This window comes from Methylophaga thiooxydans DMS010, from assembly GCF_000156355.1.
GTDB lineage: Bacteria > Pseudomonadota > Gammaproteobacteria > Nitrosococcales > Methylophagaceae > Methylophaga > Methylophaga thiooxydans.
Genome location: NZ_GG657892.1, coordinates 13934 through 26695 on the forward strand (window position 1 = coordinate 13934; position 12762 = coordinate 26695).

Here is a 12762-nt window from a genome sequence, read left to right on the forward strand (position 1 = left end):
GCGATGGGCGCTGCTTTAGCCATATACAAAGATTACGATCCGAATGATGTCCTGCTGCCATATCAAAAGAACTGGATGGCAGATGACAGTATTCTTAAGCTTGCTGAAAAGTCACGACGTACAGGTTTAACTTGGGCTGAAGCAGCCGATCAAGTATTAGCCGCCTCATCGTCAAAGGCTGCGGGCGGTACCAACTGCTACTACGTTGGTTCTAATAAAGAGATGGCCGTAGAGTTTATTGATGCTTGTTCGATGTGGGCTAAGTCATTCAATAAGGCTGCCTCAGCCATTGAAGAGGAAATCTTTGAAGATGAAGACAAAGATATTCTCACCTTCACTATTCGCTTTGCCAGCGGCTTTAAGATTCAGGCACTCAGCTCACGACCCAGCAATATGCGTGGTCGTCAGGGTAATGTCTGCATTGATGAGGCGGCATTCCATGATGCACTTGATGAGCTTTTAAAAGCTGCGTTAGCTCTGACGATGTGGGGCAGCAAAATTCGAATCATCTCTACGCATAATGGCGTAGAAAACCTGTTCAATGAACTCATCGAAGACAGTCGATCTGGAAAAAAAGATTACAGCGTTCATCGAATCACACTGGATGATGCGTGTGAAATGGGTCTCTATAAACGCATCTGCCAAATTCAGAAAATTCAATGGACACAAGAAGGCGAAGACGAATGGAAAGCTGGGCTTCGTAAAAATACTGCCAGTACCGAAGATGCCGAAGAAGAATATGACTGCGTCCCCAAACAAGGCGGTGGCACCTATATCAGCCGCGCCCTACGTGAGTCCCGCATGCATGATGTGCCGGTGCTGCGCTATTCCGGTACCGCCGAGTTCAACCTGTGGCCAGAGCATCTTCGCCAGGCAGAAATGCTGGCCTGGTGTGAGGTTAATTTAAAGCCGCTTTTAGACCAGTTAAATCCCAATTTACGCCACGTTTTAGGCGAAGATTTTGGTCGCTCCGGTGACTTAACCGTGCTGACACCGATGACCATCAGTCAGCAGCTCAGGCGCGTAGTGCCATTTATGGTTGAACTGCACAACGTGCCGTTCAAGCAGCAAGAGCAGGTGCTGTTTTATATCTGTGATCGTTTGCCTCGATTCAGTGCGGCCAAGCTGGATGCCCGTGGTAATGGTCAGTATCTGGCAGAGCAAGCCAAGTACCGCTATGGCGTCAATGTGGTCGAAGAAGTGATGCTTAGCCAAAGCTGGTACCTGGATAATATGCCCAAGTTCAAAGCTGCGTTTGAGGACGACACCATTCTTATCCCGCGTGATGCCGATGTCGCAGACGATATCGGTGCGCTGCAAGTGATTAAAGGTGTACCGAAATTGCCCGATGGTAAAACCGATGCTGCCAAAAGCCGACACGGTGACGCAGCGATTAGTTTGGTCATGGCGCATGCTGCCAGCTTTGATTTGGCTTCACCGATTGAGTGGACAGCAGCCCCCAGCAAAACCGAACGCGACAACCCCGACAACGACTACAGCAGCCTGATGCAAAAAGGCGGTGGATGGTAACAATGGAACAAGTAAGAACAAGTCAAATCGTAGATGCCGCTGGTAAGCCAGTACAGGTGCGAGAAGCACTGAGTGAAGAGCAAACATCCAAGCTCGGCTTTATCAGTAAAGAGTTTGAGAACCATCCTTCAGGTGGTTTAACACCACGCAAGTTAGCCAGCATTCTGCAAGCAGCTGAACAAGGCAATCTGGTCGAACAGGCCGACCTGTTTGAAGATATGGAAGAAAAAGATGCCCATGTCTTTGCGGAAATGAGTAAGCGAAAACGGGCGTTGATGGGTGTCGATTGGGATGTGGTCGCACCGCGTAATGCCGATAAAAAAGAAGAAGCGCTTGCCGAAGAGGTCAAAGAGTGGCTGCTTGACATGGAAGACTTCGAAGATCACCTTTTCGATATCGGTGATGCGATTGGCAAAGGCTATTCGATGCTGGAACTCGGTTGGCATAAGCTGGGTAAAACGCTGTTACCAACGCTAGAGCATCAATCAGCACGCCTATTTACCATCGATGAAAATGATCGCAAAAAGATTCTGCTGCGTAACAGTGGTGGCAGAGGTGATGAATTGTGGCCGTTTGGCTGGGTAACGCATGTTCATAAAGCCAAGTCTGGCAGCATTGCCCGTGGCGGTTTGCATCGTATCCTCGCATGGCCATACCTGTTTAAAAACTACAGCATTCGGGATCTGGCCGAGTTTCTGGAAGTCTATGGCATACCAATGCGACTCGGCACTTACCCCAGCGGTGCCAGTGATGAAGAAAAAAATACCTTGCTTCGCGCCGTCATTGGTATCGGCCACAGTGCTGCAGGCATCATGCCCGATGGTATGGATGTCGATTTTAAAGAGGCCGCCAAGGGAGCCAGCGACCCATACCAGTTTATGATCAACTGGTGCGAGTCGGTTCAGTCTAAAGCGATTCTCGGTGGCACCTTAACCAGTACGGCACAAAATACCGGTCTGGGTTCTAACCTGGGTGATATCCATAATGAAGTGCGTCATGATCTGCTGGTCAGTGACGTGCGGCAAATTGCTGGCACCTTAAACCGTGACCTACTTTGGCCAATGGTTGCACTCAATATTCCCGGTGCCGATCCACGCCGTGGCCCACGTATCAAGTTCATCTCTGAGGAAGGTGAAGAACTTAACGAACGCGCCGAACGCGATAAGCTTTTGTTCGATATGGGCTACCGGCTTAACCAAGAAAAACTGACGGAGATCTATGGTGAAGGCTATGAACCGGTTCCAACTAACACCCCTGAACAAAATGATGCTGCACGCCCGAATGCCGCCGCTACCGCTGCAGCCAAAGCCGGTGATAATGAAACAGAGTTAGATGGTGTTGTGAATCAACTGGCAACACAAGCACAGTCACCGTTAGACGACCTTTATAACCGTATTAAATCCTTATTAGAGGAAGTGGATGATAACGGTGGCACGCTAGAAGACTTTCAGGATCGCCTGGTCGAAGCATTCGGTTTTCTTGACCCGGAAGAACTTGCTGACGTGATTCAAATGGCGCTGGCCACCGCTGAGCTGGCTGGGCGTTATGAGGTGTCTGAAAATGACTGAAATAGAAAATGAAATTCAAAAGAAAGAACTTAACGCTCCAAGGTTAACTCCAGATATGCTTCAGGCTGTAATCAAGTCAGAGCAGTATCACGTATTTGAAGGAAGCCAATTAACTGTCTGCTGCTTAACTTTACAAAATGGCTTTACTGTAACAGGTGAATCAGCTTGCGCTAGTCCAGAAAACTTCGACGCTGAAATAGGTGAGAAGATAGCCTATGAGAATGCCAAAAATAAAATCTGGCAACTGGAAGGTTATCTGCTGAAGCAAAAATTGCATGAAGCTGGCTAAATGAACATCAATTACGGCTCCATGCCTTTCAATAAAGCGGTTGATGCGTTTCGTGACAAGCTGAACCTGCCGACGGCATCCTGGACAGATATCTATGAGGGCCAGCATGCCCGTGCCTTTGTCATTGCCGGGGCGATGAAAGAAGACCTGCTTAACGATTTTCGTTCATCAATGGACAAAGTGATTACTGAAGGCATGAGCCTGAAGGACTTTCGCAAAGACTTTGATCAGATAGTCAGCAAGCACGGCTGGGGCTATAACGGTGGTCGCAACTGGCGCAGCCGGGTTATCTACGAGACCAATCTGTATCAAAGCCATAACGCTGGTCGATATGCCCAGATGCAGCAAGTCAAACACACTCGACCATTCTGGCAGTACATACACAATGATGCTGTCGAGCATCCACGGCCAGAGCATGTAGCCTGGGACGGATTAATCCTTGATGCCGACGACCCATTCTGGCAGACCCATTACCCCCAGAACGGCTGGGGTTGCAAGTGTCGGGTCAGAACACTCAGCAAACGCGATATGGATAAGCTCGGTAAAACTGGCCCGGATAACGCTCCTGCAGTAGAACTGGAAGATAAAGTGGTCGGTGTCCGAGGCCCGTCGCCTCGTACCGTAAGCGTACCCAAAGGTGTTGATCCGGGCTTCGCCTATAATCCAGGCAGAGCCGCTTTTGGTGAGCAGCTGGCTGATGATGTGATGGCGCAATACACAAAAACACGCACTCAGTGGACAACGCTCACACCACAAGGCTGGGCTGAAGCTGGCAGAGAACAACAGATACCTTTCACCAAGTCGCCGGTGAAGTTGGGATCACGCTTAAATAAAAAAGCAGAAGTATATGAGCAGCTGCAAAAACAAGTGGGTGAAGAGAAACTCTACACCCCCGGAGGCTTACCGTTTCTGCTCAACAGCAAGGCATTATCAGAACATATTGATCCCGCCCGTGCTGAGTTCCTGCCGTTACTGGACGACTTGCTGACCAATCCTTATGAAGTCTGGTTATCGTTCCAGCAACACAACGGCACTGGCAAAGTGGTGCTGCGCTCTCGCATTGTCAAAGCCTACGATATCGGTAAAGGCCGGTACCTGGTCGCGGTGGCCAATGTGAGAAAGGGGTTACTGGAAAGCTGGACGTTTATCCCGACATCACGCCGTAATTACCTGAACAGTCAGCGTAAGGGGTATCTGGTGTATGGGGATGAAGAATGATGGGGCCACTTTTCCTGACGCACCAGGTTGGCGGGTTTTTGATGCTATGGGCGTACGCGCCAGCATCGCAACCGATAAACATAGTATAGGTGAATAATGGCAGGCGCATCAATCAGTATCGACTATAGCTTCCCGGATAAAGCCATCGCCGCCCGGCTACGCGCCCTGGTCGATGCCGGTGAAGACTTGGAACCCGCCTTTATCGATATCGGTGAAGGTTTACTTAACAGCACCCATGATCGATGGGATCAGCAAGTCGATCCTGAAAGTAACCCATGGGAGCCACTCGATCCGAAATATCAGGCACGTAAAAAGAAAAACGCCGACAAGGTGCTGGTGCTAGAAGGATTCATGCGTGACACGCTAGCCTATAACACCAGCAGCCAGAGTATGGAAATGGGTACCAACCTTATCCAGGGCGCGACCCATCAGTTCGGTGATGAAGACCGAGGTATTCCCGCCAGGCCCTACTTGGGTGTGTCAGAAGACGATGAACAAATGATAATTGATACCCTTTACGAACACTTTCAAGATGCACTACGTTGAATCTCTGTGTGCCGTTCTAAGCTGTTTTAACTGTTGATGTGCGGTCAGTATTGGAATATAAAAGTATTAAACGATTGTGCGGGAATTTAAACGGGGTTAAGCGGTCTTTAATAGTGTTGCTATTGCTTGGATATGTAAAACTGTGACAATATGCCTTATTATGGATAACTACTAATAGGGAGTAACCCTGATGCTGATGGTTTGATTGGTGTCGGGTTTTTTTGTGCCTGATGGCAGACAAATATCAATCAAGAACAGACTTACTCGTTGAAAATGCATCGCTTCGGGGAAGTATCGCAACAATGCGAGCTGCTGAGTGGTCAAAAACTATAAGGTGGTTTATTGCTGGGTCAGCATTGGTTTTAGGGCTATATCTTTTATCGCCAGTTGCAATTTCATGGGCTGGTAAAACAACAAAAGCTGATATTGGCATTAACGCGAAAATCCACGCTGAAATTAACAAGGATGAAAAGTCAGCTGAAGAGAGTAGTTATCTAGTTGGCTTGCTCGGTGGTCTCTTTGGTGTGTTCGGGATTTTATATGGTAGAGGTCAGTCAAGACATAGAAAAAATGTGGTTGAACGCTATCAACCATATAAAGAGATGTATGAAAAAGAAGTGGACAGTAAGAGAACATCTAGTGACTTAACGCCAAGAGGCGAAACAAGACCGGAGGATGTGTGATGGATTCACAATTGAATGATTCAATATTACTGATCGCGTTATTTATTGGGATTTGGTACGCCTGGTTTGTTGAGTATAGAAGCTATTTGAACGACTCTACTCGTCAGCGCCTTTTTGATATACGTGATCAATTATTCAATGCCGCTGAAGCGGGAGAAATTGATTTTGATAATGAATTGTATTGCATTACACGCACGACTTTGAATGGGGTGATTAGATACACCCATCAGTTAAGTGCGATGCATTTTATCCTGACGTTATTTTTGGGCCGGAATGATATTAAAAATAGTCCTCAGTTAAAACGTTATCAAGAGCGTTGGGAGGATGCTTTCTTAAAAACAGAGTCAGAGCATCAAAAGAAACTGATATTAAAAGCCCAAAAAGAAATGCACCTTACTGTCTTTTATCACATTGTCAGAGGTTCACTCTTTTTAAGGGCGGTACTATATATGACGGCATTGCTCCTAATTCTAAAAAATCGCAAGATTGATAATGCTGTCACGTCAAAAAGTGTACGTAGTAAATGGACAATGCTGGATGCTGAAGCTAATTGCATAGGTCAAGCGGTTGCATCTTAACTTCTGATTGTTGCCGTTTTTATGCGTAGACGGTATCTTCAATAACAACAAATATTTAATGCCCTGAACTGTTTCAGGGCATTTTTTTTGCCCCGCATTCGTAGAGTGGCACCTGTTCTTGAAATAAACGACGAACAGGAGACTCGCCATGACATCATTCCCTCAAGGTCGCTATGCATAACGTAGCGCTTGCAATCTGCTCACTACTGGTCGGCACTGATGGTGCCGTCCAGTTATTTCCTGCTGGCAAGTTCGATGCCCCTCGCGGTGCGATGGCAGGGAGTGGCCCTTGGTATCTTGATGATGTTTCTGCAGCTGCACTTATTAATCGCGTTCAATCACGCAAGAACGACATCGTTTTCGATTACGAACACCAAACTTTGTTGGCTGCTAAAAATGGTCAGCCTGCACCCGCTGCCGGTTGGGGTAAGCCTGCCGCGTTGAGTTGGGTGCCTGATAAAGGTCTCATGTTGTCTAGTCCTGAATGGACACCAAAAGCCAACGGCTTCATCACCAACAAAGAATATAAATATATTTCACCCGTTTTCACCTATGACCCCAAAACAGGTCATGTCTTGGATTTACTTCATGTCGCGTTAACCAATAACCCAGCCATTGATGGAATGGATGATGTATTGGCAGCGGCTTCCCTTCTCCCGCAACCAAAACAAGAGGACGCTTCTATGAACGAGGAGACTTTAAAGCTGTTACGCCAATTATTTGGCCTTGCAGCTGATGCCGATGAATCAGCGGTGACTGCAGCTCTGACTGCTATGAATAAGCAGGTTACCAACATGGCAACCACATTGGAGCTGAAAGACACTTCAGGGCTTGCTGCGCTGACAGCGGTTAGCAATGCTCTCGGTGAGCTAAAGAAAAAAGCCGATAGCGCTGATGAAGCTGTTGCTGCTGCCACTGCGGCTACCCCCGACACCGCTATGGCTGTTATTAAAGAGCAAGGCGAAGAAATTGCTGCTCTGACAGCGCGCCTGGATGGCAATGACAAGGACGCCATGATTGCCGCAGCCAAAGCAGATGGCAAGCTCACTCCCGCCATGGAGCTGTGGGCTAAAGACCAGCCGGTTGATGTGCTGAAGTCCTACCTTAAATCAGCCGCCCCCATTGCCGCCCTGACAGGTAAACAAACCACCACACAGCAAGTCGATGACGACGGCAACCCCGTTCTGTCTGATGCGCAGTTGGCGGTTTGTACGCAATTGGGTGTCGAGCCAGCCGAATACGCCAAATCACTCAAAGGAGATAAGTAATGGCCGCATTAACCAAAGACCGTAATACCCCGCAACGGTTAGGTGAAGTTCACAACCATCCAGTGGCGGCATCAAGTGTCATCTTTGCTGGCTCTATTGTTGTGCTTGATTCATCTGGCAATGCTGAGGCTGGTTCAACGGCAACCGGTTTGAAAGCCGTAGGCCGTGCAGACCAGCACGTTGATAACGGTGCTGGCTCTGCCGGTGATAAAGCCATTGATGTACGCAAAGGCACGTTCTTGTTTGCAAACGATGGCTCGATTGACCGCACCGATATCGAAGCCACCGCTTACATCGTCGATGACCAGACAGTGGCTAACACTGACGACACCGGCTCCCGTAGTGCTGCAGGCAAGATTGTCGACGTTGATGTTGACGGCGTCTGGGTCAAATTCGACTAAGACTTCACTGGTTTAGCTAATTAATAAGGATGACACCATGAAAAAACTGATTCTCTTGCCGATGGCCATCGTCGGCGCTCTCGTAATGATGACCTCCGCGATGGCGGCTGACTGGTCATTGCCAGCCAGCCTAATGACCGGCCCTGCCTCATTGAATACGGCCATGATGGGTGATGCAATGCCAATGCTGGCGTTTGGCGGCATCATCATTAACAAACAGGCTATTCAAGATATTTTTATTGGCCTGAAAACCGTCTTCCATAACGCACTCAAAGCCCGAACCAGTAACTGGCAACTGACTGCGATGGAGGTCATGTCTAGCACCAAGACCGAAGACTACGCCTGGTTAGAACGTTTCCCGAAAATGCGTAAATGGGTGGGTGAAAAGCATGTCAAAGCCTTGAAAGCCGGTAAATACACTGCCACCAATGAAGATTGGGAAACGACCATCGCGGTTGATCGTAACGATATCGAAGATGACACCTTGGGTATCTACAACACCCAAGCCAATATGGCGGGTGACTCAGCGGGTGAACTGCACGACATCATCTTGGACGATCTGAAAAACAACGCCTTTATTAATGAAGGTCTTGATGGTCAGTACTTCTATGACACCGATCATGAAGTGAATGAAGATTCGGTATCGAACAAACTGACAGTGGCATTGAGCGCGGCAACATCAGCGGCTGCAGCGGCGTCTTACGGTGCGGCACGTACTGCAATGATGAAGTTCACCGATGACGAAGGCATGCCATTGCGTCTGGTACCCGACTTGCTCGAAGTGCCACCGGCTTTGGAAGCTGTCGCACGTAAATTGGTCGAAGCCGACAAGCTCGACGATGACAGCCCGAACCCCTACAAAGGCACAGCCAAAATTGAAGTCAATCCGGGGTTAACGTCTGATACTGTCTGGTTCCTCCACCACACCCGCAACGCTGTGAAGCCTTTCATTATCCAGATGCGTAAGAAGCCTGTCTTCGTCAGCCAGACGGATATGGAAAACGATGATGTATTCAATAAGCGTGAATACAAGTTTGGTGCCGAAGCGCGAGCGACTGGCGTGTATGGCTTCTGGCAACTGTCTGTCGGTTCCACCGGCGGCGCGTAGTTAATCAGCCTTTAAGACAACTTTATCAGGGCGGTTTTCCGCCCTGATAACCAAGATAAGGAACGCATGATGGAAAACTTACTACAACTGCTACGTGAGAAGGCATTCGACAAAAAGCCTACCGTCGAAGAACTGAAAAAGTTTGATGGTCTGGACAGCATTACAGCCAAAGAGCGTGATGAAGCCTGGAAAGTCATTCAGGACGAAAAGCAGGCTCAGTCTAAAACGAATTCAGAAGCTGATGATAATGGGGGTGGCGGTGACTCAGACAAAAACAGCACAACCACAACAACCACTACAACCGACAGTGACCCTGATTCTAAACCAAGCACCAAACAGAACGCTTTACCACACTACCGTGTGACCGTGATGCGGGATGGGTTTCGTCGTTTAGGTCGTGCCTGGTCAGGCAGTGATGATGTCGAGCTGAGCGAAGAAGAGGTCGCCATCCTGGAAGCCGATCCGATGTTCAGCGTTGTCGAGCTATAAGCGGATATCTCAACGATGCCTTACTGCACACAACAAGACCTGGTCACCCGATATGGAGAGGATGAACTGATCCAGCTTACGGATAAGCAAAACACGGGTCAGCTGGACACGGACGTCATTAATTTAGCCATTGCCGACTCAGACAGCATGATTGATGGTTATCTGGGTGGCCGTTACAGCCTGCCGATTGACCCGCTGCCAAGGTCATTGGTGCGTATTGCTTGCGAAATTACACGCTATTACTTGTACGAAAATCTAGCGCCCGATGAAGTAAAAGACCGGTACAACGAAGCAGTCAAGTCACTCAAAAGCATCGCCCGTGGCGAATTGAGCATTGGTATCAGTACAGAAGGTGCCAAACCTCTCAGCCAAAACACAGTGAAAATCAACACCGGTGGCAATGTCTTTAACCGTAAAGATAAGAGCTTTATATGAACAGCATTAGCACCGTTGAAGATCACATCATTGAAAAAGCACAGGCGTTATTTGGCAATACATTAAGCGCTGCTGAAGTGTTACCCAGCGCGTTGAACTTGGCAGTACTGAAACAGTTGGTTGCCTCAAACAGAACGCCGGGCGTTTACACCACGTTTCTCGGTGGTCAAGGCAACTCACGCGGTAGCCTCAATGGCCGTTTTGATGTGTATGTCATCACCCGTCACGTTGGTAACCACAGCGCCCGGCGTCGAGGTGACACAACCACCATTGGTGCTTATGACATTTTAGCGGCACTGATTCCTAAGCTGCATGAATCGACGATTGCAGGGGTCGGTTCACTGGCGCTGAAGAATGTCAGGAATCTGTTTTCAATGCAGCTGGAGCAAAGCTTCAAAGCCACGATGTATGCCGTCACTTTTGAGTTGCCAAATATGCCATTTCCTAATGACTTTGACCCATCAACGTTGGCTGATTTTGTCACCTTTCATGCTGAACATTCATTGGTCGACGGCGACGACGAACCCGACGCTATTGACCACATAACATTGGAGCAATAAACCATGCCAGACCGAATTTTTATCAAACCCGCCAAGCAGGCTGTCAATGTGCGAAAGCTACGCGGCGGTCTGTTAAATCAGCACGGTGAATACGTGCCACGTGAAGTGTATTACCTGAAGCGGATAAAAGACGGTGATGCGATTGAGCTAACCAGTGACGCCGACATTAAAAAAGCGTTGGCCAAGGCTAAAACGGATGCCAAAAAAGCCGTTGCTGCCAAACCCACAGATTCAACTGATAAGGATGCATAAGCATGGCTATTTCTTTTGATACGATTCCTGAAAAATTACGTCTACCGTTTACAGCCATTGAGTTCAGTAATCGGTTGGCAGGTAATGCCAATATTGATTTTAAAATGCTGGTTATCGGTCAGCGACTGTCAACCGGCACGATTCCAGCGGGGCAAGCAGTTCGTGCCAATAGCCCTGAAGAATTGGAAGCGTATTTTGGTCGAGGCTCTATGTTGGCTGAAATGGGCAAGGCACAAATCAATGCCGATCAGTTTACTGAAAAGTGGTTCTTGGCTTTAGATGATGCATCAGGCGGTGAACAAGCAACCGGGTCAATCACCGTTACTGGCCCGGCCACGCGAGGAGGCACAGTCTTTCTTTACATCGCAGGCTATCGCTTACTCATTGGTGTTGACGCTGCTGACACGGATGAAGATATTGCCAGCGCTATCGTTGCAGCCATTACGGCAGAGACGACCTTACCGGTAACAGCCGAAGTTAATGGTGCAGAGTCGACTGAGGTCGATATCACTTGTAAGTGGAAAGGTGAAACCGGCAACGATATTGATATGCGACTCAATTTCTACGATGAAGCCTTGCCTGATGGTGTCGGCCTCACCTTTGTGGCCATGTCTGGCGGTACCGGTAATCCTGATCTTACTGATGTGTTCACTGCTATTGGTGATGAATGGTACAACTGGCTTGCAGTGCCTTATACCGATACAGCCAACTTAGTGGTGCTAGAAGCCGAAGCAGAAAGTCGCTGGGGGCCAATGCGTGCCATCGGCTTTCGGGCATTTACTGCGTTTAAAGGCACCCACTCAGAAACCGGGACTTTTGGCAGTGGACGAAATGGCCCACACGTCACCTGCATGGGTACCAATGACTCACCGACTCCGCCTTATCTATGGGCTGGCGTCAATTGTGTTGTCGCTGCCGCTTCCTTGCAAATTGACCCGGCACGTCAGCTAAGAACGCTGGCATTGCCTGGTATTAAGCCACCGAAAAAAGAACTGCGTTGGGATGGTACCGAGCGTAATCAGCTGCTGTTCGATGGTATTGCTACTTACAGTGTTGATCGTGGTGGATTGGTACGAATTGAACGTCAAATCAGTATGTATCAAACCAATGCGTCCGGCTTTGCTGATGACAGTTATCTCAACATCAACACGGCAGAAACATTAGAACGCATCCGCTTTGAGCAACGGGCAATGGTGTCTCAAAAATTCCCGCGTCACAAGCTGGCGGATGATGATTTTGATATTCCAGCCGGTCAGGCGGTGGTGACGCCTAATGCCATGGAAGATGAGTTTTTAGCCTTGTATACCGTCTTTATGGATCGCGGCTGGTGCCAGGATTATGAAGGTTATAAAGCCACAATCATCGCTGAAATTCATGATGACGATCCAGACCGTCTGGATATGTATGACTCACCAAAACTCATCAATAACCTACGTGTCACGGCTGTGCACACTGAATATCGTCGTTAAATTTAGGAGTAAGCAATGAGCGAACAAGTCACAGGAAAAGTAAAAGTCAGAATTGACGGCGGTGTTATTGAGTCAGAAAACGAAGCCACGTTAGATCCGGGTGGTGTTTCAAGAGAACCGTCGAGCCATGGTGGCAAAACCTATTTCACCGAATCAGATTCACCACCGAACCTGAAGTTTAAAATCCTGCTCACGTCAACGGTTGACGTGACAGAGGTGAATAAGTGGAAAAACAAAACCGTCACGTTTATCACTGATACCGGCCAACGTTATTTAATGCGTAACGCCTTCACTGTGAATGTGATTGAGCATGGCATGACCAGTGCGGATGTCGAGATGTCAGGCGATATGGCGGAGAAGGTATAAAC

16 protein-coding genes are annotated in these 12762 nt (G+C 48.4%); all 16 read left to right on the forward strand.

The window, feature by feature from the left end:
- The first annotated feature begins 3 nt into the window (after nt 1-3).
- The 16 genes from MDMS009_RS04010 (at nt 4) to MDMS009_RS04085 (ending at nt 12760) form a co-directional block, all read left to right on the forward strand.
- Nucleotides 4-1530, forward strand: a complete 1527-nt coding sequence (locus MDMS009_RS04010) for a terminase large subunit domain-containing protein (protein WP_008290169.1) — start codon at nt 4-6, stop codon at nt 1528-1530.
- A gap of 2 nt (nt 1531-1532) precedes the next feature.
- A complete protein-coding gene (locus MDMS009_RS04015; protein WP_008290130.1) occupies nt 1533-3098 on the forward strand; it encodes a DUF935 domain-containing protein in 1566 nt (521 codons plus the stop codon).
- A complete protein-coding gene (locus tag MDMS009_RS04020) occupies nt 3091-3387 on the forward strand; it encodes a Gp49 family protein (protein ID WP_008290712.1) in 297 nt (98 codons plus the stop codon). The genes MDMS009_RS04015 and MDMS009_RS04020 overlap by 8 nt, the downstream gene beginning before the upstream one ends.
- Entirely contained in the window at nt 3388-4605 is a 1218-nt protein-coding gene (locus MDMS009_RS04025) for a PBECR2 nuclease fold domain-containing protein (RefSeq protein WP_008290145.1), read from the forward strand.
- Between the two features lie 96 nt (nt 4606-4701).
- A complete protein-coding gene (locus MDMS009_RS04030) occupies nt 4702-5151 on the forward strand; it encodes a phage virion morphogenesis protein (protein ID WP_008290150.1) in 450 nt (149 codons plus the stop codon).
- Between the two features lie 230 nt (nt 5152-5381).
- The gene (locus MDMS009_RS04035) at nt 5382-5834 is read left to right on the forward strand and encodes a hypothetical protein (RefSeq protein WP_154646946.1); all 453 of its coding nucleotides are present in this window, start codon (nt 5382-5384) and stop codon (nt 5832-5834) included.
- Nucleotides 5834-6412 carry a hypothetical protein gene (locus MDMS009_RS04040; RefSeq protein ID WP_008290118.1) on the forward strand — a complete coding sequence of 193 codons (579 nt, stop codon included), beginning with the start codon at nt 5834-5836 and terminating at the stop codon, nt 6410-6412. The genes MDMS009_RS04035 and MDMS009_RS04040 overlap by 1 nt, the downstream gene beginning before the upstream one ends.
- 173 nt (nt 6413-6585) lie before the next feature.
- On the forward strand, nt 6586-7680 hold the full coding sequence (locus tag MDMS009_RS04045; RefSeq protein WP_008290138.1) for a phage protease: 1095 nt from the start codon (nt 6586-6588) through the stop codon (nt 7678-7680).
- Nucleotides 7680-8081, forward strand: a complete 402-nt coding sequence (locus MDMS009_RS04050; protein ID WP_008290156.1) for a hypothetical protein — start codon at nt 7680-7682, stop codon at nt 8079-8081. The genes MDMS009_RS04045 and MDMS009_RS04050 overlap by 1 nt, the downstream gene beginning before the upstream one ends.
- Before the next feature lie 37 nt (nt 8082-8118).
- On the forward strand, nt 8119-9189 hold the full coding sequence (locus MDMS009_RS04055; RefSeq protein ID WP_008290173.1) for a Mu-like prophage major head subunit gpT family protein: 1071 nt from the start codon (nt 8119-8121) through the stop codon (nt 9187-9189).
- A 66-nt stretch (nt 9190-9255) separates the two neighbouring features.
- A complete protein-coding gene (locus tag MDMS009_RS04060; RefSeq protein ID WP_008290141.1) occupies nt 9256-9678 on the forward strand; it encodes a hypothetical protein in 423 nt (140 codons plus the stop codon).
- A 15-nt stretch (nt 9679-9693) separates the two neighbouring features.
- Nucleotides 9694-10113, forward strand: coding sequence for a gp436 family protein (locus MDMS009_RS04065; RefSeq protein ID WP_008290132.1), 420 nt, complete (start codon nt 9694-9696; stop codon nt 10111-10113).
- Nucleotides 10110-10673, forward strand: coding sequence for a phage protein Gp37 (locus MDMS009_RS04070; protein WP_008290165.1), 564 nt, complete (start codon nt 10110-10112; stop codon nt 10671-10673). The genes MDMS009_RS04065 and MDMS009_RS04070 overlap by 4 nt, the downstream gene beginning before the upstream one ends.
- Before the next feature lie 3 nt (nt 10674-10676).
- Entirely contained in the window at nt 10677-10925 is a 249-nt protein-coding gene (locus tag MDMS009_RS04075) for a DUF2635 domain-containing protein (protein ID WP_008290139.1), read from the forward strand.
- A 2-nt stretch (nt 10926-10927) separates the two neighbouring features.
- Nucleotides 10928-12394: a phage tail sheath subtilisin-like domain-containing protein gene (locus MDMS009_RS04080; RefSeq protein ID WP_008290164.1), complete on the forward strand. Its 1467-nt coding sequence runs from the start codon at nt 10928-10930 to the stop codon at nt 12392-12394.
- Nucleotides 12395-12409: 15 nt separating this feature from the next.
- Nucleotides 12410-12760: a phage tail tube protein gene (locus MDMS009_RS04085; protein ID WP_008290154.1), complete on the forward strand. Its 351-nt coding sequence runs from the start codon at nt 12410-12412 to the stop codon at nt 12758-12760.
- The last annotated feature ends 2 nt before the right edge of the window (nt 12761-12762 follow it).